This is a genomic window from Pseudomonas sp. FW305-E2 (assembly GCF_058782925.1).
Map to the genome: position 1 here is coordinate 1 of NZ_JBYSYE010000053.1, position 20953 is coordinate 20953.

General features: G+C 63.6%; 18 protein-coding genes. 8 read left to right on the forward strand and 10 right to left on the reverse strand.

All coding sequences use genetic code 11. The annotated features are described in order from the left end of the window. The 4 genes from AC3WLP_RS24990 to AC3WLP_RS25005 form a co-directional block, all read left to right on the forward strand. Window positions 1-352, forward strand: a 352-nt coding sequence (locus AC3WLP_RS24990) for a LysR substrate-binding domain-containing protein (protein WP_256596096.1), incomplete at its 5' end; no start/stop codon positions are given. A gap of 231 nt (window positions 353-583) precedes the next feature. Next, window positions 584-1642 (forward strand): putative 2-aminoethylphosphonate ABC transporter ATP-binding protein, encoded by a 1059-nt coding sequence (locus AC3WLP_RS24995; protein ID WP_088512586.1) that lies wholly within the window; start codon window positions 584-586, stop codon window positions 1640-1642. A gap of 1 nt (window position 1643) precedes the next feature. Next, a complete protein-coding gene (locus AC3WLP_RS25000) occupies window positions 1644-3368 on the forward strand; it encodes a putative 2-aminoethylphosphonate ABC transporter permease subunit (RefSeq protein WP_088512585.1) in 1725 nt (574 codons plus the stop codon). 18 nt (window positions 3369-3386) lie between these two features. Continuing rightward, window positions 3387-4412, forward strand: a complete 1026-nt coding sequence (locus AC3WLP_RS25005) for a putative 2-aminoethylphosphonate ABC transporter substrate-binding protein (RefSeq protein WP_012053979.1) — start codon at window positions 3387-3389, stop codon at window positions 4410-4412. Window positions 4413-4686: 274 nt separating this feature from the next. On the opposite strand, the gene AC3WLP_RS25010 is transcribed toward AC3WLP_RS25005, so the two are convergent. After that, the gene (locus tag AC3WLP_RS25010) at window positions 4687-6051 is read right to left on the reverse strand and encodes a GTPase/DUF3482 domain-containing protein (RefSeq protein WP_012053978.1); all 1365 of its coding nucleotides are present in this window, start codon (window positions 6049-6051) and stop codon (window positions 4687-4689) included. Next, window positions 6044-7435: a DUF2868 domain-containing protein gene (locus AC3WLP_RS25015; RefSeq protein ID WP_012053977.1), complete on the reverse strand. Its 1392-nt coding sequence runs from the start codon at window positions 7433-7435 to the stop codon at window positions 6044-6046. The genes AC3WLP_RS25010 and AC3WLP_RS25015 overlap by 8 nt, the downstream gene beginning before the upstream one ends. Window positions 7436-7489: 54 nt before the next feature. Here AC3WLP_RS25015 and AC3WLP_RS25020 point away from each other — a divergent pair, with 54 nt between their 5' ends. Further along, a complete protein-coding gene (locus AC3WLP_RS25020) occupies window positions 7490-8005 on the forward strand; it encodes a dihydrofolate reductase (protein ID WP_003249048.1) in 516 nt (171 codons plus the stop codon). 275 nt (window positions 8006-8280) lie between these two features. Here the strand turns inward: AC3WLP_RS25020 and AC3WLP_RS25025 are convergent, their stop codons facing one another. Beyond that, window positions 8281-9672 (reverse strand): L-cystine transporter, encoded by a 1392-nt coding sequence (locus AC3WLP_RS25025; RefSeq protein ID WP_003249050.1) that lies wholly within the window; start codon window positions 9670-9672, stop codon window positions 8281-8283. Window positions 9673-9916: 244 nt separating this feature from the next. On the opposite strand from AC3WLP_RS25025, the gene AC3WLP_RS25030 reads away from it, so the two are divergent. After that, window positions 9917-10972, forward strand: coding sequence for an HAD family hydrolase (locus AC3WLP_RS25030; RefSeq protein ID WP_012053976.1), 1056 nt, complete (start codon window positions 9917-9919; stop codon window positions 10970-10972). 115 nt (window positions 10973-11087) lie between these two features. On the opposite strand, the gene ilvD is transcribed toward AC3WLP_RS25030, so the two are convergent. Together ilvD and AC3WLP_RS25040 are read right to left on the reverse strand one after the other, a co-directional pair. Further along, window positions 11088-12929 carry a dihydroxy-acid dehydratase gene (gene ilvD / locus AC3WLP_RS25035; RefSeq protein WP_003249056.1) on the reverse strand — a complete coding sequence of 614 codons (1842 nt, stop codon included), beginning with the start codon at window positions 12927-12929 and terminating at the stop codon, window positions 11088-11090. 270 nt (window positions 12930-13199) lie between these two features. Continuing rightward, window positions 13200-14396, reverse strand: a complete 1197-nt coding sequence (locus AC3WLP_RS25040) for a class I SAM-dependent rRNA methyltransferase (RefSeq protein ID WP_004575470.1) — start codon at window positions 14394-14396, stop codon at window positions 13200-13202. A 175-nt stretch (window positions 14397-14571) separates the two neighbouring features. Between AC3WLP_RS25040 and AC3WLP_RS25045 the strand changes: the two genes are divergently transcribed. Further along, complete coding sequence (locus AC3WLP_RS25045) at window positions 14572-15390, forward strand: HDOD domain-containing protein (RefSeq protein ID WP_173881454.1); 819 nt, start codon at window positions 14572-14574, stop codon at window positions 15388-15390. Window positions 15391-15393: 3 nt separating this feature from the next. Beyond that, window positions 15394-16206, forward strand: a complete 813-nt coding sequence (gene mutM / locus AC3WLP_RS25050; protein WP_010955661.1) for a bifunctional DNA-formamidopyrimidine glycosylase/DNA-(apurinic or apyrimidinic site) lyase — start codon at window positions 15394-15396, stop codon at window positions 16204-16206. 160 nt (window positions 16207-16366) lie between these two features. Here the strand turns inward: mutM and AC3WLP_RS25055 are convergent, their stop codons facing one another. The 5 genes from AC3WLP_RS25055 to AC3WLP_RS25075 form a co-directional block, all read right to left on the reverse strand. After that, complete coding sequence (locus AC3WLP_RS25055; protein ID WP_003249063.1) at window positions 16367-16618, reverse strand: YfhL family 4Fe-4S dicluster ferredoxin; 252 nt, start codon at window positions 16616-16618, stop codon at window positions 16367-16369. Window positions 16619-16725: 107 nt separating this feature from the next. Continuing rightward, window positions 16726-17205 (reverse strand): pantetheine-phosphate adenylyltransferase, encoded by a 480-nt coding sequence (gene coaD, locus AC3WLP_RS25060; RefSeq protein ID WP_003249065.1) that lies wholly within the window; start codon window positions 17203-17205, stop codon window positions 16726-16728. A gap of 112 nt (window positions 17206-17317) precedes the next feature. Continuing rightward, window positions 17318-18916 (reverse strand): GMC family oxidoreductase, encoded by a 1599-nt coding sequence (locus AC3WLP_RS25065; RefSeq protein WP_088512584.1) that lies wholly within the window; start codon window positions 18914-18916, stop codon window positions 17318-17320. A 21-nt stretch (window positions 18917-18937) separates the two neighbouring features. Then, a complete protein-coding gene (locus tag AC3WLP_RS25070; RefSeq protein WP_088512583.1) occupies window positions 18938-19423 on the reverse strand; it encodes a twin-arginine translocation pathway signal protein in 486 nt (161 codons plus the stop codon). Window positions 19424-19433: 10 nt separating this feature from the next. Continuing rightward, entirely contained in the window at window positions 19434-20864 is a 1431-nt protein-coding gene (locus AC3WLP_RS25075) for a coniferyl aldehyde dehydrogenase (RefSeq protein ID WP_014754745.1), read from the reverse strand. Window positions 20865-20953: the final 89 nt, after the last annotated feature.

The window sequence follows — 20953 nt, forward strand, 5'->3', positions numbered from 1 at the left end:
ACGCCAGACGGTGTCGATCGAGGTGGTGTCGGGGCATTGCCTGCTGATGCGCGAGAAGGGCTCGACCACACGCAAGCTGACCGAGCAGATGATGCAGGAGGCCGGGGTCAAGGCCGGCGCCCTGATGGAAATCGGCAGCCGCGAGTCGATTCGCGAAGCGGTGCTGCGCAATATCGGCATCAGCGTGATTGCCCGCCATGAGGTGCCGCACAACCCCGAACTCCGGGTGCTGGCGCTGGAGAATGCGCCGGTGATGCACGAGTACCTGTATTGCCTGAAGGAACGGCGCCAGGCCCGGTTGCCAGCGGCATTCCTGGGGGTGGCGCAGGAAGTGGCCGGTTCGCAGTTCTAGATTTTTGCTGGCTTCTTCGCGGTTAAACCCGCTCCTACATTTCAGCGTACCCGCGTGCCTGCATTTTCCGCGAACATGCATGCCGTTGTAGGAGCGGGTTTACCCGCGAAGAGGCCGGCACAGGCCACTACTAAATCTGCCTATACCACTATCACCGGCTTTTGCCTTAAAGCCACAGAACCTTCGCACAGCCTGCCTAGCATGGCCCCATCTCTTCGATGAGGCCATGCCATGAACCACACCACCTCCGGCGCACAGATAAAAGTGTGCAACATCCACAAGCGCTTCGGTGCCTTTACGGCGCTCAACGATGTCTCGCTGGACATCGCCGCGGGCGAACTGGTGTGCCTGCTCGGCCCATCCGGTTGTGGCAAGACCACGCTGCTGCGCTGCATTGCCGGCCTGGAGCGCCAGGACCGCGGTACGCTGTACATCGGCGAACGCGATATCTCCAAGCTGTCACCCCAGGCGCGGGACTACGGCATCCTGTTCCAGTCCTATGCGCTGTTTCCCAACCTTACCGTCGAAGCCAATATCGCCTATGGCCTGACGGGCAGTGGTCGCGAGCAGGCCCGTCAGCGGGTGGCCGAAATGGTCGAACTGGTTGGCCTGTCTGGCAGCGAGAAGAAGTACCCAGGCCAGCTCTCCGGTGGCCAGCAGCAACGTGTGGCCTTGGCCCGCGCGCTGGCACCGTCGCCATCGCTGCTGCTGCTCGATGAGCCGATGTCGGCGCTGGACGCCCGGGTGCGCGAGCACTTGTGCACCGAACTGCGTCAGCTGCAGCGCCAACTGGGCATCACCACGTTGATGGTTACCCACAACCAGGACGAGGCCATGTTGATGGCCGACCGTATCGCGGTGATGAACAACGGTCAGGTCGAGCAGTACGCCACCCCGCAGGAAATCTACGACCACCCGGCCACGCCGTTCGTGGCCGAGTTCGTCGGCCAGGGCAACTGGCTGCCGTTCCAGCGCCGCAGCGACAGCCATGCCCTGGTCGGCGACATGAACATGCGCCTGGCGCCGGGTTCAGCCCAGGCCAGCAGTGGCCGGCTGTTCTGCCGCCCGGAAGCGATCACGGTCAACCCGGTGGTGCACGAAGAGAACCTGTTCCCGGCCATGGTCCGCGAAATCACCTTCCTCGGTAACCGCTGCCGCATGAGCTTTGAACTCAAGGCCCTGCCAGGCCATGCCCTGCTGGCCGAGCTGGCCCCTGAGGCCATGCCGCGCCTGGGCTCGCAGAACATCTGGGTGGCGTTGCCGCCGCAGAGCCTGCAGGTGTTTGCCTGAGATGGCCGCGCCAATGTCCCTGCCGTTGAGCCAGGCCAAAGCCGCGCCGCGTGCTGGCATCGCCCTGGGTGACCGGCTGTTCGTCGTCGGCGGCAAGAGCCTGCTGCTGATCCTGTTGGTGCTGGCCGTGCTGATGCCGTTGCTGGCGATCTTCTGGCGTGGTTTCAGCGGTGAAGCGGGCCAGGGCGGTGGCTTGCTGGCGGCCCGTGAATTGTTCACCAGCGCCAGCTTCCATTGGTTGCTTGGCAACAGCCTGTCGGTGGCCTTCACTGTCGCGGCCATTGTGGTACCGCTGGCCTATTTGTTCGCCTTTGCCCTGCAACGCACGTTGATCCCGGCCAAGGGCCTGTGGCGGGGGATTTCGCTGCTGCCATTGCTGGCACCGTCGATGCTGCCGGCGATCGCCCTGGTCTACCTGTTTGGCAATCAGGGCCTGCTGCGTGGGTTGCTCAGCGACAATATCTACGGCTTCTGGGGCATCGTGCTGGGCGAGGCCATCTACACCTTCCCGCATGCGCTGATGATTCTGCTGTCGGCACTGTCACTGGCCGATGCTCGCCTGTTCGATGCGGCCTCCAGCATGGGGGCAGGCTCGTGGCGTGCGTTCACCAGCATCACCTGGCCGGCCTCGCGCCAGGCGGTATTCGCGGCGTTTTGCCTGGTATTCACGCTCACTATCACAGACTTCGGTGTACCGGTCGTGGTGGGGGGCGACTATCAAGTGCTGGCGCTGGAAGCCTACAAGGCGGTGGTGGGCCAGCAACAGTTCGGCCGTGGCGCGCTGATCGGCATGGTGCTGCTGTTGCCGGCCCTGTTCAGCTTTACCGTCGACGCCTGGCTGCGTAGACGCCAGGGCGACGCCATGGGTGGCCGTGCGCAGGTGTTCGAACCCAAGCCATCACGCGGTCGTGATGCCTGCTTCCTGACCATTGTGCTGCTGGTGTGCGCGGCGTTGCTGGTGGTGATCGGTATGGCGGTGTACTCCTCGCTGGTCACTTTCTGGCCCTACAACCTGTCGTTGTCGCTGCGCCACTACCTGTTCGAAGACACTGCCGGTGGCGGCTGGCTGGCCTACCGCAATAGCGTGACCATGGCCATTGGCACCGCACTGATCGGCAGCATCGTGATCTTCACCGGTGCCTACCTGATGGAGAAGACCCAGGGCCAACGCCTGCTCAACCATGCGCTGCGCCTGCTCAGCTTCATCCCCATGGCCGTGCCGGGCCTGGTGCTGGGCCTGGGCTACGTATTCTTCTTCAACCTGAACGGTAACCCGCTGCATGTGCTGTACGGCGGCATGGGGTTGCTGGTGGTGTGCACCATTGCCCATTACCTGACCACCGCGCAGATGACCGCGACCACCGCCCTGCGCCAGCTCGACGGCGAGTTCGAGGCTGCCGCGATGTCGCTGAAAGCGCCGCTGTACAGGCACTTCCTGCGCGTGACCGTGCCGATTTGCCTGCCGGCACTGCTGGACATCATCCGCTACCTGTTCGTATCGGCAATGACCACCGTGTCGGCAGCGATTTTCCTGTACAGCCCCGACACCCTCCTGGCTGCCGTTGCCGTGCTGAACATGGACGACGCCGGCAACGTTGGCGGTGCCGCCGCCATGTCCACCTTGATCCTGCTGACCAGTGCCGGCGCTTCACTGTTGCTGGCTGCAGCCTCGCGCGGCCTGCTGCGCCGCTCTCAAGCCTGGCGCCAACGCGCCGCGACCGTCTGACCTGAAAGGAACCTACCCATGCACAAGCACCTTGCCCTTGCCGCTGCCGTTTCCGCCGTGTTCAGCCTGCAGGCTTCGGCCGCTGCTACCCAGCTGACGGTCTACACCGCTCTGGAAGCCGAGCAGCTGAAAACCTACAAACAGGCCTTCGAGAAAGCCAACCCGGATATCGAGATCAAGTGGGTGCGTGATTCCACCGGCATCATCACTGCCAAGCTGTTGGCGGAGAAAGAGCGCCCGCAAGCCGACGCTGTGTGGGGGCTGGCGGCATCGAGCCTGGCCATACTCGATCAGAACGGCATGCTCGAAGCTTATGCGCCCAAGGACCTGGGCAAGATTTCCGGCAATTATCGTGACGCCGCCAACCCGCCAGCCTGGGTCGGCATGGACGTGTGGGCCGCCACCATTTGCTTCAACACCATCGAGGCCGAGAAACAGGGCCTGAGCAAACCGGTGAGCTGGCAGGACCTGACCAAGCCTGAGTACAAAGGCAAGATTGTCATGCCCAACCCGGCCTCGTCCGGCACCGGCTTCCTGGATGTCAGTGCCTGGTTGCAAACCTTTGGCGAGCCGCAGGGCTGGGCCTACATGGATGCGCTGCACCAGAACATCGGCCAGTACGTCCATTCCGGCTCCAAACCGTGCAAGTTGGCGGCGGCGGGCGAGTTCCCGATCGGAATTTCGTTCGAATACCCGGCCGTTCAGCTCAAGCGCCAAGGCGCGCCGTTGGACATCGTGTTGCCAAAGGAGGGTTTGGGCTGGGAGATCGAGGCAACCGCAGTGATCAAAGGCTCGCCCAAGGCCGATGCGGCCAAGCGCCTGGCCGATTTCTCAGCCAGCCCGGCGGCCATGGAACTTTACAAGGAAAACTTCGCCGTACTGGCCGCGCCGGGCATCGCCAAGCCGCAGACCGAGCTGCCGGCGGATTATGAGCAGCGGTTGATCAAGAACGACTTTGTCTGGGCTTCTAAAAACCGTGACCAGATTCTGGCCGAATGGCGCAAGCGCTATGACGGCAAGTCGGAGAAGGTGGCCCAGCAGTAACGCTTCACTATTGAGGGCCGGCCTCTTCGCGGGTAAACCCGCTCCTACACAGATTGGTGGTGGGCACACATCGGGGGTTGGACACAGGCCGCCGTGTAGGAGCGGGTTCACCCGCGAAGAGGCCGGCCCTGCTGGCCAGTCTCCACCCGCCGTTCACCGTTGCCGCCGCCACCGTATTCGCGGGTAAACCCGCTCCTACGCAGATTGGGGGTGGGCACACTACACAGGCCGCCGTAGGAGCGGGTTCACCCGCGAAAGGGCCGGGCCTGCTGGCTCAAATCTGTGAAACCAGCGCCTCCAGCTGTTCCTGCCGCTCAGCCTGATTCAGCTTCGCCCCGGGATTCAGGGTGGACCATTGCGGGTGCGCCCGCGCCTTGACCAGCGCCTCCGGCAACTTGCCCTCGCGCCAGGCCTTTTCATCCAGCTCACCCAGCCTGATGCTGTCCTGCGCTGCATGCCCGCGGTTATCCAGCGCCACCATCAACTGCTGCTGACGCAAGGCCAGCAAACGCAATACAGTGTCGTCCACGGTCAGCTCGCGCTTGCCCTTGAGCTTGCCCATCAACCGTGACCCATAGTTGCGCGCCGTCTGCAGCGCGCCACCGGCAATCGCCCCGGCCAGCGCCGCTGCGCCGAGGGTAAGGCCACCAACCAGCAAATCGACCCCGGCACCGGCCGCAGCACCCGCCGCCACACCGCTGCCCAGGCGCACGCCCAGCAGTTTCAACGTCTCTGGATTGAACAAATCATCGCCCCAGCGGCCGTCCAGCAATGGCAGGTCGCTGGCATGGGCATCCTCGCGGCGGAAGGCATACAGCTTGAGCAAGGCTTCGACGCAGCGTTGTTCACGTTGGCGAATGTCCTGACGCAGCGCCGCGATGGCCCGGGCTTCTGCCGCCGGTTCGGCCTCGACACTGCGCCGGCATGCAGCGCAATCGAGCAGCAGTTCGGCAATCAGGCGCTTGCCGCTGTGCCGGCGTGCCAAGCGCTGCGCCTGCTGGTCGTCGATCAGCCGTTGCAGCGCCGGGCGGGCGTTTTCCAGCAGCAGCGCCAGGCTTTCGTACAAACGGCGCTCGCCATCTTCCGGCGGGGCCACGCTGTCGAACCGCACCAATGCGTGAAGCCCAAGCCGGGCAAGGGCTTCACGCCATTCCGGTTCGCGGTGCTGGCTGCTGGCGACGAAGTTGAGCACCGGCAGCAACGGCTTGCCGCAGTTGGCCAGTACTTCCAGTTCGTCGCGGTACTTGGCCAGCACCGGCTCGCGCGCATCAATCACATACAGCCCGGCATTGCTGGCCAGCAGTTGGCGCAATACCTTGGCCTCCTGCTCGAAACGTTGGCGCGCTTCGCTGCCCTGCAGAAAACGCTCCAGCCGGGCCGGGCCATCCAGGCGCTCGCCCGGGCGTTCCAGACGTTCAAGGTAGTCGAGCAGGGCGATGGCATCTTCCAGGCCGGGCGTGTCGTACAGCTCCAGCAGGGGTTCACCGTCCACAGACAGCCGCGCACCTTCCACATGGCGGGTAGTGCTGGGGCGGTGGGACACTTCGCCAAAACCGACGTCGCGGGTCAGGGTGCGCAGTAGCGAGGTTTTGCCAACATTGGTATGGCCGACCACGGCCAGTTTCAGTGGCTCAGTCATGGCCATGCTCCAGCCAGGTCAGCGGTGAGGTGTCGGCATGTTGCAGGCCAAGGCGGTCAAGGGCCTCGTGCCAATCGCCCAGGCGCTCGGCATCGAGGGGCTGGCCTGGTGCAGCCTGCAGCAGCCAGATACGGGTTGCGCCGGCATTGCGCGCCAGTTCGGCGAGCAGCGCCAAACTGCCGCGGTCCGGCGAGCGACGTGGGTCGCAGGCGATGGCCAGGCGTGCCGGTGGGAAGCGGCTGAGCTGTTCCAACAGCCGGTTGCGTGATTCGCGGCTGTCGAGCACGCCGGCATCGGTCACGCTTTTCGGTAAGGCAGGTGGCCAGGGGCGCTGGTCGTCCAGCTCCAGGCCCACCAGCAGGGCACCGCTGCTGCCGCTTTCCAGCTGCCCGGCGGCAAACTGCGGCAAGGCTTGCGGGGCAGCATCCTGCACGCCAATGCGCTCGCTGCGCGGCATCAGTGCCTCGCGCAGTTGCGCGTAACCGGGCAACCCCAGGTCCAGCGTCAGGCGTTCACGGCCCTGGCGCCAGCGCCACAGGCATAACCCGGCCAGCAGCAGGCGGGGCAGCAGGCCGTATACCAGCACCACGCCGAGCAGCCAGCTGGCCCAGGCCTGGCGGGCCACGTCCAGGGCTGGCAGGCTGTCGCCGCTGGCCCGGATCATGGCTTCGTCGGGCACGGCGAAGCCCAGCAACGAGGGGAGGGCGCCCAGCGCTTGGGTCAGGTGAATGAACGGCTCGGCGGCGAGCAAGGTGGTCTCCCAGACAAAGCCATAGCGCCGGGTCGCCAGCAAGACCAGCAGCATGCCCAGCGCGGTGAGCATCGCCAGCAGCCAAAGGCCGTGTACCAACAGGCCGAGCAGCCACCGGTTGAGGCGTTGACGTTGCAGCAGCACCAGCAGCGCTGGCGCCAGGTGCGCGGCCTTGGCATCGCGGGCAAAGCGTTCGCTTAGCCACAGCCACAAGCGGCCCAGCCCTGCGCCATGCTCGCCGCTCAGGGCAAAACCCATGCCCCAGCCAAGTAGCATCAGCAGGTTCAGCCCGAGCAGGCTGCCCAGCGCCCAGAACACATTCACCGGGCGCTGCCCGTCACCGAGGGCGGCCAGCCCCAGGCCCGCGCCGCTGAGCACGGCCATCAGCAACAAGGCCAGCAGCGCCAGGCGCGCGCCCTGCTTCCAATGGCGCAGGGCGCCGGTCATGTCATCGCGCTCGGCCAGGAACAGCGCACGTGTTTCGATGCGCGTGGCCAGGTCGCCACCTAGCTGGCGGGCGTAGCGGTTGGCTTCCTGGTCTTCCAGCGGGCCGGCATGTTCTTCGCGCAGGCGTACCGCTTCGGTGAGCCAGCGCTTGTCCAGTGGCGTGGGTGCAGTCACAAGGTCTTCCATTGCACAGGTCAAGGCAGAAGCATAACCCACACGCCCGGTGCTATCCTCGCTGGCATGAATACATCACTCCCCCTCAGCCTGATCGCGGCTTATGCCGAGAACCGCGTGATCGGCATCGACAACTCCATGCCCTGGCATTTGCCGGGGGACTTCAAGTACTTCAAGGCCACCACCCTGGGCAAGCCGATCATCATGGGGCGCAAGACTTGGGACTCGCTGGGGCGGCCGCTGCCTGGGCGGCTGAACATCGTGGTCAGCCGCCAGCCGGGGCTTGAACTTGCAGGTGCCGAAGTGTTCGCCTCGCTTGAAGAGGCGTTGGTGCGGGCCGAGCAGTGGGCGCGCGAGCAGGGCGTCGGTGAGCTGATGCTCATTGGTGGGGCGCAGCTGTATGGGCAGGCGCTGGAGAAGGGGCTGGTCAGCCGCATGTACCTGACGCGGGTTGAGTTGGCGCCAGAGGGGGATGCGTGGTTCCCGGCGTTTGATGAAGGGCAGTGGAGGCTGACTTCTAGCGAGGCACAGGCTGAGGAAGGTAAGCCGGTGTATCACTTCGAGGTTTGGGATAAGGGGTGAGATTGTTGGGGGCTGCTCTGCAGCCCTTCGCGGGTGAACCCGCTCCTACAGCGGCCTGTGTCCGACCCCCGATGTGTATCCACCACCCAGTAGGAGCGGGTTTACCCGCGAATACGATAGCGGCGGCAACGGTGAACGGCGGGTGAAATTGGCCGGCAGGCCTGGCCCTTTCGCGGGTAAACCCGCTCCTACGGGAGACCGCAGGGTGTTCGGATTTTGAGCAAGACACGAACGAACTTGTTGCGAAAGGGGCGCAACGCGCCCCCGGCGATCTATCAGGTGTGGCTCAGCTCGGCATGTTCATCACCGGCCAGCACTTCCTTGTCAGTCTCTTTCAACAGTTGGCTGGTGACAACGCCCGCCGTCATCGAACCGTTCACGTTCAACGCCGTACGGCCCATATCGATCAGCGGCTCCACCGAAATCAGCAACGCCACCAGTTCCACCGGCAAGCCCATGGCTGGCAGCACGATCAGCGCGGCAAAGGTGGCACCGCCGCCCACGCCGGCAACCCCTGCAGAGCTCAGCGTGACGATGGCCACCAGGGTGGCGATCCACAGCGGGTCGAAGGTGTCGATGCCTACCGCTGGCGCGACCATCACCGCCAGCATGGCAGGATAGAGCCCGGCGCAGCCGTTCTGGCCAATGGTGGTGCCGAACGATGCGCTGAAGCTGGCGATCGATTGCGGCACGCCCAGACGGCGGGTTTGTGCTTCGATGTTCAGCGGAATGCTGGCGGCGCTGGAGCGGCTGGTGAAGGCGAAGGTCAGCACCGGCCACACCTTGCGGAAGAAGCGCAGCGGGCTCACGCCGGTGGCGGCGAGGATGATGCCGTGCACCACGAACATCAACCCCAGGCCCAGGTACGACACCACCACGAAGCTGCCCAGCTTGAGGATGTCCTCCGTGTTGGAACTGGCCACTACTTTGGTCATCAACGCCAGCACGCCATAGGGGGTCAGCTTCATCACGACCCGCACCAGGCGCATTACCCAGGCCTGCAGGGTGTCGATGGCCGACAGGGCGCGCTCGCCCTTCTCGGCGTCGTCCTTGATCAACTGGAGCGCGGCCAGGCCGAGGAACACGGCAAAAATCACCACGCTGATGATCGAGGTCGGCTTGGCCCGCGCCAGGTCGCCTACCGGGTTGCTGGGGATGAACGACAGCAGCAGTTGCGGGATGTTGAGGTCGGCAACCTTGCCCGCGTAGTCACTGTGGATAACCTGCATGCGTGCGCTTTCCTGGGCGCCGGCCACCAGGCCCTCGGCGCTGAGGCCGAACAGGTTGGTCAACACAATGCCGATCAGGGCGGCAATGGCCGTGGTCAGCAGCAGGGTGCCGATGCTCAGCACGCTGATGCGGCCCAGCGAAGAGGCAGTGTGCAAACGTGCCACGGCACTGAGGATCGAGGCGAAGATCAGCGGCATGACGATCATCTGCAGCAGGCCGACATAGCCGTTGCCGACCAGATCGAGCCAGGCGATGGTTGCCTTGAGCACGGGGTGGCCAGCGCCATAGATCGTGTGCAGCACAAGGCCGAAGACCACGCCCAGCACCAGGCCAAGCAGTACCTTCTTGGCCAGGCTCCAGTCGGTGCGGCGGGTTTGTGCCAGGCCCAGCAACAGGGCCAGGAACGCCAGCAGGTTGAGTGACAGCGGCAGATTCATTGAAGCTCCAGCAGAAAAAAGCAGAAGTGGCATCGCCTCTGTGAGCGATTGCGAACGGAAATGCTAACAGCCTGAAAACAAACGAATTTATACCCAAATGGAATTTGCATAGTCGTTTATGGAATAACGGGATGTCGCAGATTGCAATGAACAAGGCGTTTGCGGCTGCCTGGAGGTCGTTATCGGGGGCTTGCAGTGGGGATTGTTGCACTAGCGTTTCTGAGTCATTTCAGGAGATTCGTACATGAAAGTCGCTGTGAAAGCCGCCGCCATTGGCCTGTCCCTGCTGTTCAGTATCGAAAGCTTCGCCACGGAGCTCAAACACTGGCCTGCTGACGCGGCCAAACAGCTCGACAGCATGATCGCTGCCAATGCCAACAAGGGTAACTACGCGGTATTCGACATGGACAACACCAGTTACCGCTATGACCTGGAAGAAGCCTTGCTTCCGTTCATGGAAAACAAGGGCCTGCTAAGCCGCGACAAGCTCGACCCTTCGTTGAAGCTGATGCCGTTCAAGGACACTGCCGAGCACAAGGAAAGCCTGTTCAGTTATTACTACCGGCTGTGTGAAATCGATGACATGGTCTGCTACCCGTGGGTAGCCCAGGTGTTCTCCGGCTTTACCTTGCAGGAGCTGAAGGTGCAGGTGGATGAGCTGATGGCTTCGACCAAGCCGATCCCCAGCACCTATTACGAAGGCGACCAGGTCAAGGCCATCGAGGTTCAGCCGCCCAAGGTCTTCAAGGGCCAGGCCGAGCTGTACAACAAGCTGATGGAGAACGGCATCGAGGTCTATGTGATTTCGGCGGCCTCCGAGGAGCTGGTGCGCATGGTCGCCTCGGACCCCAAGTATGGTTATAACGTGAAGCCCCAGAACGTGATTGGCGTGAGCCTGCTGCTCAAGGACCGCACCAGCGGACAGCTGACCACTGCGCGCAAGCAGATCAGCGCCGGGCACTACGATGCCAAGGCTAACGAGGGCCTGGAGCTGACCCCTTACCTGTGGACCCCAGCCACCTGGATGGCGGGCAAGCAGGCGGCGATCCTTACCTACATCGATGAGTGGAAGAAACCGGTGCTGGTGGGCGGCGACACGCCGACCAGCGATGGCTACATGCAGTTCCATGGGGTGGATGTGGGCAAAGGTGGTATCCACCTGTGGATAAACCGCAAGGCCAAGTACATGGACCAGCTCAACGGGATGATTGCCAAAAATGCGGCAGCGCAGGCCAAGGAAGGGTTGCCGGTGACGGCGGACAAGAACTGGGTGATTGTCACGCCGGAGCAGATCCAGTAAATCTTGCCCTACCTGTGCGGCCCCTGTGGGAGCGGGCGTGCCCGCGAAGGGGCCGGTGCAGGCATAAAAAAACCGGCGCCCAGGGCGCCGGTTCTTATTTCACGCCAAAAGCACCTCAGAGGCCTTCCAGCATCGCCTTGTTACGCACAGCGCCTTTGTCGGCACTGGTGGCCAGCAGGGCATAGGCCTTGAGCGCGGTGGTTACCTTGCGGGGACGGACCTCGGCTGGCTTCCAGCCCTTCTTGTCCTGCTCGACACGGCGTTCCGCCAGCTCTTCATCGCTGACCAGCAGGTTGATCGAACGGTTAGGGATGTCGATCAGTACCTTGTCGCCGTCGCGCACCAGGCCGATGGCACCGCCCGCCGCGGCCTCTGGCGAGGCGTGGCCGATCGACAGGCCCGAGGTACCGCCCGAGAAGCGACCGTCGGTGAGCAGGGCGCAGGCCTTGCCCAGGCCTTTGGACTTGAGGTACGAGGTCGGGTAGAGCATTTCTTGCATGCCCGGGCCGCCTTTCGGGCCTTCGTAGCGGATGATGACGATGTCGCCGGCTTTCACCTCGTCGGCGAGGATGCCGCGCACGGCGCTGTCCTGGCTTTCGAAGATCTTCGCGGTGCCCTCGAACACGTGGATCGATTCGTCCACGCCGGCCGTTTTGACCACGCAGCCATCCAGTGCGATGTTGCCGTACAGCACGGCCAGGCCGCCCTCTTGCGAGTAGGCGTGTTCGAAGCTGCGGATGCAGCCGTTTTCACGGTCGTCGTCGAGGGTTTCCCAACGGGTCGACTGGCTGAATGCGGTCTGGGTCGGGATACCGGCCGGGCCGGCCTTGAAGAAGGTGTGCACCGCTTCGTCATCGGTCTGGGTGATGTCCCATTTGGCGATGGCTTCTTCCATGCTGCGGCTGTGCACGGTCGGCAGGTCGGTGTGCAGCAGGCCGCCACGGGCCAGCGAACCGAGGATGCTGAAGATGCCGCCGGCGCGGTGGACGTCTTCCATGTGGTACTTCTGGATGTTTGGCGCCACTTTGCACAGCTGCGGCACTTTGCGTGACAGGCGGTCGATGTCGCGCAGGTCGAACGCCACTTCACCTTCTTGTGCTGCGGCCAGCAGGTGCAGGATGGTGTTGGTCGAGCCGCCCATGGCGATGTCCAGCATCATGGCGTTTTCGAACGCTTTGAAGTTGGCGATGCTGCGTGGCAGGACCGACTCGTCATTCTCGCCGTAGTAGCGCTTGCACAGCTCGACGATGGTGCGGCCGGCCGTGAGGAACAGCTGCTCGCGGTCGGAGTGGGTGGCCAGGGTCGAACCGTTGCCCGGCAGGGCCAGGCCCAGGGCTTCGGTCAGGCAGTTCATCGAGTTGGCGGTGAACATGCCGGAGCACGAACCGCAGGTCGGGCAGGCGCTGCGCTCGTATTCGGCGACTTTTTCGTCGGAGGCCGTGGAGTCGGCCGCGATGACCATGGCATCGACCAGGTCCAGGCCGTGGCTGGCCAGCTTGGTCTTGCCGGCTTCCATCGGGCCGCCGGAAACGAAGATCACCGGGATGTTCAGGCGCAGGGCGGCCATCAGCATGCCGGGGGTGATCTTGTCGCAGTTGGAGATGCAGACGATGGCGTCAGCGCAGTGCGCATTGACCATGTACTCCACCGCGTCGGCAATGATTTCGCGGCTTGGCAGCGAGTACAGCATGCCGTCGTGGCCCATGGCGATGCCGTCATCGACCGCGATGGTGTTGAATTCCTTGGCCACGCCACCGGCGCGTTCGATTTCGCGAGCCACCAGCTGGCCCAGGTCCTTCAGGTGCACGTGGCCCGGAACGAACTGGGTGAACGAGTTGGCGATGGCGATGATCGGTTTCTTGAAGTCTTCGTCCTTCATCCCGGTGGCGCGCCACAGGGCACGGGCGCCGGCCATGTTGCGGCCTTGGGTGGAAGTCTTGGAACGATAATCAGGCATGAAACACTCCTGGCGGCTTAATCAGGTCACAAATAGGGGAGTGAGCTTCTCTTGTCCTTTGCGCCGCAGGCCGGTTGCCACTGGCACGGATGGGGCCAAGACCGCGCGGGATCGCCGCGTGCTTGACCAGAGCTCATAAACCCGCCGGGGATGACTGGCGATGAATAGGCCGATTCTACACCGCTGGCGCGGTGAGGGAATGCAGATGTGGATGGTTGGCGGGGGGATTGCGGCAGGAAAGGGCCGCTGGGCGGCCCTTTTTGGCAGATATCAGCTGTTTGGCAGTAACCGGCAGGTGATGCTTTTGATGTAGCGGGTTTCGGCGATGGCCGGGTGTACCGGGTGATCCGGGCCCTGACCGCCTCGCTCGAGCAGCTGCATGTTGCGGTCCAGGTGGCGGGCGCTGGTCAGCAGGATGTTGTTCAGGTCGTCCTCGGGCAGGTGCATCGAGCACGAGGCGCTGACGAGGATGCCGTCTTTGTTCAACATGCGCATGGCCTGCTCGTTCAGGCGGCGGTAGGCCGCTTCGCCGTTTTTCAGGTCTTTTTTGCGCTTGATGAAGGCAGGTGGGTCGGCAATGATCACGTCGAAGCGTTCTTCGGCCGCCTTGAGCTCGCGCAGGGCTTCGAACACGTCGCCTTCGATGCAGGTCAGCTTCTCGCTGATGCCGTTCAGTGCAGCGTTACGCTCCACGCCGTCCAGGGCAAAGCCCGAGGCATCGACACAGAACACTTCGCTGGCGCCGAAGGCACCGGCCTGTACGCCCCAGCCACCGATATAGCTGAACAGGTCGAGTACACGCTTGCCCTTCACGTACGGTGCCAGGCGGGCGCGGTTCATGCGGTGGTCGTAGAACCAGCCCGTCTTCTGGCCTTCGCGCACCGGGGCTTCGAACTTGACGCCGTTCTCTTCCAGCGGCACCCAGTCCGGCACTTCGCCGTAGACGGTCTCGACATAGCGCTGCAGGCCTTCGGCATCGCGCGCGGCCGAATCGTTCTTGAACAGGATGCCGCTGGGCTTGAGCACCTGCACCAGTGCGGCGATCACGTCATCCTTGTGCGCTTCCATGGTGGCCGAGGCCAACTGCACCACGAGGATATCGAAGAAACGGTCGACCACCAGGCCTGGGAGCAGGTCGGAGTCACCGTAGACCAGGCGGTAGCACGGCTGGTCGAACAGGCGCTCGCGCAGCGACAGGGCGACATTCAGGCGGTGTACCAGCAGCGACTTGTCCAGCGGCAGCTTGATGTCGCGTGACAGCAGGCGGGCGCAGATCAGGTTGTTCGGGCTCAGTGCGACGATGCCCAGCGGCTTGCCGTTGGCTGCCTCGAGAATGGCCTGCTGACCCGCCTGGAAGCCTTGCAAAGGGGTCGCGCTGACATCGACTTCGTTGCTGTAGACCCACAGGTGGCCGGCGCGCAGGCGGCGGTCGGCATTGGCTTTGAGGCGAAGGCTGGGCAGGGACATGACGTCGCTCCGGGAAAAAGAGCGGGATTATAGCGTGTCTGCAGTGCTTTAGCTTTTACAGGTGTGGTGCCCGGGGGCGCTTAGAGGGTTAAAATCCCCCGTCCTAAACGAGTGTGTACGTATGTCCCAAGAACTCAGCGCCGAACAGATCCAGCAAGCCTTGCAAGGCATCACCATCCCGCCTCAACCGCAAATCATGGTCGATCTGCAGTTCGAGCAGTACATGCCTGACCCAGACCTGGAAACCATCGCCAAGCTGATTTCCCAGGACCCGGGCCTCTCTGGCGCCTTGCTCAAGCTGGTCAACTCTCCGCACTTCGGGTTGTCCAACAAGATCGGTTCGATCCAGCGTGCGGTAAACCTGCTGGGGAGCCGGTCGATCATCAACCTGATCAACGCCCAGTCGATCAAGGGCGAGATGAGTGACGAGACCATCGTTACCCTCAACCGCTTCTGGGATACCGCCCAGGACGTCGCGATGACCTGCCTGACGCTGGCCAAGCGTACCGGCATACAGGCGGCGGACGAAGCCTATACCCTTGGCCTCTTCCATGACTGTGGCGTGCCGTTGATGCTCAAGCGCTTCCCCAATTACATGGACGTGCTGGAAGAGGCATACGCCAAGGCCGACGAAGAAACACGCGTGGTCGATACCGAAAACCGCACGTTCAACACCAACCATTCAGTGGTCGGCTACTTCACAGCCAAATCCTGGCGCTTGCCCGAGCACCTCAGTGCGGCCATCGCCAACCACCACAATGCCTTGGCCGTGTTCCGCGACGATACCTCGCGCAATACCCAGAGCCAGCTGAAAAACCTGTTGGCGGTGCTGAAGATGGCCGAGCATATCTGCGCGTCCTACCGTGTGCTGGGCAACCAGGCGGTGGACCACGAATGGAATGTGGTCGGCCCGTTGGTGCTCGATTACATTGGTTTGTCGGAATACGATTTCGAAAACCTCAAGCAGAACATTCGCGAGTTGGGCGGACACTGACACATGCCGGAATTGCCAGAAGTAGAAACCACCCGGCGCGGTATTGCGCCACACCTGGAAGGCCAGCGCGTCAGCCGTGTGGTGGTACGCGACCGGCGTCTGCGCTGGCCGATTCCGGAAGACCTCGATGTGCGCCTGTCAGGGCAGCGCATCGTCAGCGTGGAGCGACGTGCCAAGTACCTGTTGATCAATGCCGAAGTGGGTACGCTGATCAGCCACTTGGGCATGTCGGGCAACCTGCGGCTGGTCGAGCTGGGCTTGCCGGCGGCCAAGCATGAGCATGTCGACATCGAGCTGGAGTCCGGGCTGATGCTGCGCTACACCGACCCACGCCGCTTTGGTGCCATGCTGTGGAGCCTGGACCCTCTGAACCATGAGCTACTGCTGCGCCTGGGGCCTGAGCCGCTGACCGACCTGTTCGATGGTGAACGGCTGTTCCAGCTGTCCCGCGGGCGGTCGATGGCGGTCAAGCCGTTCATCATGGACAACGCGGTGGTGGTAGGGGTGGGCAACATCTACGCCACCGAGGCGCTGTTTGCCGCCGGTATCGACCCACGCCGGGAGGCGGGCGGGATTTCCCGGGCGCGCTACCTGAAACTGGCGATCGAGATCAAACGGGTGCTGGCGGCGGCCATCGAGCAGGGCGGTACCACCCTGCGCGACTTTATCGGTGGCGACGGGCAGCCGGGGTACTTCCAGCAGGAACTGTTTGTGTACGGGCGTGGCGGACAGCCGTGCAAGGTATGCGGCACTGAGTTGCGCGAAGTGAAGCTGGGGCAGAGGGCGAGCGTGTACTGCCCGCGCTGCCAACGCTGAAACGTTCGCTGCAAACCTGTTGAAGCAAAACCTGAACGTTGGCGCGGTAACTATGGGGGCGGGCAAGCCTGCGAAGCAGGCGACGCGATGAATGGCACCGGCTACGCCGGTGTTCGCGGCATGCCCGCTCCCACAGGGACCGTGCAGCGAAGGGCAGTGATCAGCCCTTGCCAGTGATCCGGCGATACTTGGCCATCAGCTGTTCTTCGGTTTCCGGGTGCGCTTCATCCAGCGGGATGCAGTCGACCGGGCAGACCTGCTGGCACTGCGGCTCGTCGTAATGGCCTACGCACTGGGTGCACAGGTTAGGGTCGATCACGTAGATCTCTTCGCCTTGGGAGATAGCCTCGTTCGGGCACTCGGGTTCGCAGACGTCGCAATTGATGCAATCGTCGGTGATGATCAGGGACATGGGGACTCCGGCCGGGGCTCACAGCCCGGGCATGTTCAACGCAATGGGCACAATTGTGCCGCATTCGCGCCCGCAGTGCACGCGGGCGCGACAATCAGGCGTCAGGCTTACTTCTTGAAGCGTTCAGTCAGTGCGTCGGCCACCACCGGGTGGACGAACTTGCTGATATCACCGCCCAGCGCAGCAATCTCCCGGACCAGGGTCGAGGAAATGAACGAATAACGCTCCGACGGCGTCAGGAACAGGCTCTCGACATCGGGGGCCAGTTGCCGGTTCATGTTCGCCAGCTGGAACTCGTACTCGAAGTCGGACACCGCACGCAGGCCACGCAGGAAGACGTTGGCGCCCTGTTCCTTGGCGAAATGCGCCAACAGGGAAGAGAAGCCGATGACTTCGACATTGGGCAGGTGCTTGGTGACCTCACGGGCGAGCTCAACCCGTTGTTCCAGTGGGAACAAGGGGTTTTTCTTGGGGCTGGCCGCCACCGCGATGATCACGTGGTCGAATAGCCGCGAAGCGCGCTCGACCAGATCGCCATGGCCTTTGGTAATGGGGTCGAAAGTACCCGGGTACAACACTCGGTTCATCGCGTCATCCTGGCTGGAGTGCGTTGGGGAGTCGGATGGTAGCGCAGCGACGGCGCCCCGGCCAAGTCATGCGGCCGACTGATGGCACTATAGACAGGGGCCATGTTCGTTGTCATGCGCTGTGTGCCAGGCGGCTGACCAGTGCTTCGCTGAGCCTGGCGCTGATGGCATACACCGACAATTGCGGGTTGGCGCCGATGCTGGTGGGGAACAGCGAGCCGTCGTGAATCGACAGGTTTTCCAGCTGGTGATGGCGCCCCAGGCTGTCGCACACCGCCTGACGCGGATCTTCGCCGAGGGCGCAGCCGCCCATCACATGGGCACTGCCCAAGCGCGTGCGGAAGGGCTCCAGGCGCAGTTTGTCGATCATGGTCAGGGCCTGTTCCAGGCTAGAGGCGGCGCTGGCGTCGCTGTGCACTGGGGTTACCTGGGTGGCGCCAGCGGCGAACTGTATGTGCGCCATGCTGCGGTAGGCGCGCCGCAAGCCATCCCGCAGGTAGTCGGTGACCGGGTAATCGAGCACGGGTGAACCATCGCCGCGCAGTTCCACGGCCCCGCCCTGGCTTTCGGGGTGAAAACCATCGCGTAGCAGCGCCAGCATCACATGGGTATGTGGCAGCTCGGCCATGCGCTGGGCACTCTCGTGGCCGTGCCCGCCCAGCAGGGTGCTGGCCAGGGCCGGATGCAGCGGCGGTACTTCCAGCTTGTAGCCAGCCGGGCCGTCTACGCCGCCTTGCCACTGAAAGTGATCGCTGTAGATCGATTGCGGGGCGCCATGGTAGGGGTCGATACGCTCGCTGAAGCGTGCCGCACTGAAGTTGACCAGGTGCAGGAAGGTTCGCTTGCCCAGGCGACCATGCGGGTCGGGCGCGGCAGAGCGCAGCAGCAGGGCCGGGCTGTTGATACCGCCACCGGCCAGGAGGTAATGACGTGCCCGCACGCTGACCTGCCGGCCAGTAGGGTGTATGCCCTGGGCGTCCAGGGCCTGGCATGTCAGGCTCTGAATGCGTTCGCCGTTGTGGGTGAAGCGCTCGGCCCGCGCCAGGTACAGCAGTTCGCCGCCTTGCTCGAGGGTGGCAGGTATACGGGTCACCAGCATCGATTGTTTGGCATTCACCGGGCAGCCCATGCCGCAGTAGCCCAGGTTCCAGCAGCCGCGCACATTGCGCGGGATCACCCCCCAGCGGTAACCCAGCTGTTCGCAGCCCCGGCGCAGCACCTCGTTGTTGGCATTCGGCGGCAAGGCCCAAGGGCTGATGCCCAGTTCCTGCTCCATGCGCTCGAACCAGGGGCGCAGTTCATCCTCGCCCAAACCGTTCACGCCATGGACCGACGCCCAGTGCGCCAGGGTTTGCGGCGGGGTACGAAAGCTTGAGGTCCAGTTCACCAGCGTGGTGCCACCCACGGCGCGGCCCTGCAGGATGGTAATGGCGCCATCCTTGCTCATGCGTCCCAGGCCTTCCTGGTACAGGCTTGCGTAGGCTTCACTCTCCAGCAGGTGGAAATCGCTACTGGTTTTCAGGGGGCCTTCTTCGATCAGCAGTACTTTGAAACCGGCAGCGCTGAGCATCTGCGCGCTGGTGGCGCCGCCGGCACCACTGCCGATCACGGCAATGTCGGCCTCCAGAAACAGGTCGTGCTCCAGGCGCGAGGCGTCGTGGGTGATCCAGCCGCGTTCGAGGCCTTGGCGAAACGGGTCGGGGACAGGCATTGGCGATGCTCTTGTTGTTTTTCAGATTTTCGGTGGGCCCGGGTAACCGCAGTCTGCCCAGGATTCAGGGCGTTCGTACCAGGCCATTTGCAGCAGTTGCAGCAACGAGGCGTGCCCCATGCGTAGCAGGTTCAGCGAGCTGTCCTGCCAACGCTGCAGGAACGCCGTGACCTGCGTGGCGCAAGCTTGGCCCCAACTGCCCCAGACGCCGGTCAGCGGGCCGCGAGTCAGCGGCAGGCTGAGCACGTCGAATAATTGCCGGGTGAGCTTGAGCATTTCCGGCGACAACGCCGCCAGCTTGTTGTCGAGGCTGCGCAACACCGGCGCCTCGGTGGCCTGTGTACCGGCCAGGACCACCGGGATCAGCGCACGCAGCAGTGGCAGGTCGTCGTCACGGAGTACCTGATAGCCGGTCGCGGCGGTTTGCACGCTGCACCCCACCACGCTGGCACCCGCCAGAAAAGCACTGGCGCCGAGGCTGAAACGCAGCAGGTCGCGGCGGTGCATGGTGCGATCCTCAGCGGATGAACAGTTTGTAGACCAGGCGCTGCAAGGCTTTGCCATAAGGCGGGTAGATCAGCCGTGCGGCGTTGAAGCGTTGTTTGGCAAGTACTGCCTTGGCCTTGCTGAAGGTGAGGAAGCCGTCATGACCATGGTAGTGGCCCATGCCTGAAGGGCCGATGCCGCCGAAGGGTAGATCGTCCTGGGCAACATGCAGCAAGGTGTCGTTCAGGCACACACCGCCGGAGTGGGTGTGACGCAGCACATGCTCCTGGGTGTGGCGGTCATAGCCAAAGAAGTACAGCGCCAGTGGGCGTGGGCGCTGGTTGATGTAGGCCAAGGCCTGGTCGAGGCCGTCATAAGGCACTAACGGCAATAGCGGGCCGAAGATTTCGTCCTGCATCACCTGCATGCTGTCGTTCACATCCAGCAGCAAGTGTGGTGGCAGGCGCCGCCCCTGAGGGGCTTCGCCTGGGTACAAGTCGAGTACTTGCGCGCCTTTGGCGCGGGCATCGTCCAGCAGGTGCTGCAAGCGCTGCAACTGGCGCGGGTTGATGATGGCGGTGTAGTCGGGGTTGTCGGCAATACGCGGGTACAGTCGGTGCACGGCGCGCTGGTAGGCGTCGCTGAAGGCGGGCAGCCGTTCGCGCGGCACCAGTACGTAGTCGGGGGCGACGCAGGTTTGGCCGGCGTTGAGGGTCTTGCCGAAGGCGATGCGTTCGGCGGCGCTGTCCAGCGGCACATCGTCAGAAACAATAGCGGGGGATTTGCCACCCAGCTCCAGGGTGACCGGGGTCAGGTTGTGTGCGGCAGCCTGCATCACCTGGCGGCCCACGCTGGTGGCACCGGTGAACAGCAGGTGATCGAACGGCAGGCGGGCGAAGGCCTGGCCCACCTCGACCTCACCGAGCACAACGCTGACCAGGTCTGTGGGGAACACACGCTCGAGCAGTTGCTGTAGGGCCAGGCCAGTCGCGGGCGTGGCCTCGCTAAGCTTGAGCATGACCCGGTTGCCGGCGGCCAGGGCGCAGGTCAACGGGCCGATGGCGAGGAACAGCGGGTAGTTCCACGGCACCATGATGCCGACCACGCCCAAGGGTTGATAGCGCACCTGTGCGCTGGCCGGCTGGAACGCCAGGCCGACGCGGCGTCGGCGGGTGCGCATCCAGCTTTGCAAGTGCTTTTCGGCGTGACGCAGGCCCTGCACCGACGGTAGCAGTTCGGCCAGCAAGGTCTCATCGGCGCTGCGCCCGGCAAAATCCTGGCTGATGGCTTCGATCAGTCCTGCCTGGCTGCTCAGCAAGGCTTCACGCAGGCTTTTCAGCCACTGGCGCCGCTGCGCCGCTGGTGGCAGCGGGTTACCGGCAAAGGCCTGGCGCTGGGCCGCGAACGTCGTTGCGAGGTCGAGGTCGAATTGCAGAGGGGGCAAGGCACTGGGCGAGTTCATGGTGGTGTCGAGTCCGGGCCGGGGTTGCCTAGAGCCTATACTCTAATTTGTACCATGGTGCGAATTTTTCCATGCCGCTCAACGGTGCA

Coding starts and splice junctions, on each gene's coding strand:
- AC3WLP_RS24995 (WP_088512586.1), top strand. CDS start 584: ATGAACCACACCACCTCCGGCGCACAGATAAAAGTGTGCAACATCCAC.
- AC3WLP_RS25000 (WP_088512585.1), top strand. CDS start 1,644: ATGGCCGCGCCAATGTCCCTGCCGTTGAGCCAGGCCAAAGCCGCGCCG.
- AC3WLP_RS25005 (WP_012053979.1), top strand. CDS start 3,387: ATGCACAAGCACCTTGCCCTTGCCGCTGCCGTTTCCGCCGTGTTCAGC.
- AC3WLP_RS25010 (WP_012053978.1), bottom strand. CDS start 6,051: ATGACTGAGCCACTGAAACTGGCCGTGGTCGGCCATACCAATGTTGGC.
- AC3WLP_RS25015 (WP_012053977.1), bottom strand. CDS start 7,435: ATGGAAGACCTTGTGACTGCACCCACGCCACTGGACAAGCGCTGGCTC.
- AC3WLP_RS25020 (WP_003249048.1), top strand. CDS start 7,490: ATGAATACATCACTCCCCCTCAGCCTGATCGCGGCTTATGCCGAGAAC.
- AC3WLP_RS25025 (WP_003249050.1), bottom strand. CDS start 9,672: ATGAATCTGCCGCTGTCACTCAACCTGCTGGCGTTCCTGGCCCTGTTG.
- AC3WLP_RS25030 (WP_012053976.1), top strand. CDS start 9,917: ATGAAAGTCGCTGTGAAAGCCGCCGCCATTGGCCTGTCCCTGCTGTTC.
- ilvD (WP_003249056.1), bottom strand. CDS start 12,929: ATGCCTGATTATCGTTCCAAGACTTCCACCCAAGGCCGCAACATGGCC.
- AC3WLP_RS25040 (WP_004575470.1), bottom strand. CDS start 14,396: ATGTCCCTGCCCAGCCTTCGCCTCAAAGCCAATGCCGACCGCCGCCTG.
- mutM (WP_010955661.1), top strand. CDS start 15,394: ATGCCGGAATTGCCAGAAGTAGAAACCACCCGGCGCGGTATTGCGCCA.
- AC3WLP_RS25055 (WP_003249063.1), bottom strand. CDS start 16,618: ATGTCCCTGATCATCACCGACGATTGCATCAATTGCGACGTCTGCGAA.
- coaD (WP_003249065.1), bottom strand. CDS start 17,205: ATGAACCGAGTGTTGTACCCGGGTACTTTCGACCCCATTACCAAAGGC.
- AC3WLP_RS25065 (WP_088512584.1), bottom strand. CDS start 18,916: ATGCCTGTCCCCGACCCGTTTCGCCAAGGCCTCGAACGCGGCTGGATC.
- AC3WLP_RS25070 (WP_088512583.1), bottom strand. CDS start 19,423: ATGCACCGCCGCGACCTGCTGCGTTTCAGCCTCGGCGCCAGTGCTTTT.
- AC3WLP_RS25075 (WP_014754745.1), bottom strand. CDS start 20,864: ATGAACTCGCCCAGTGCCTTGCCCCCTCTGCAATTCGACCTCGACCTC.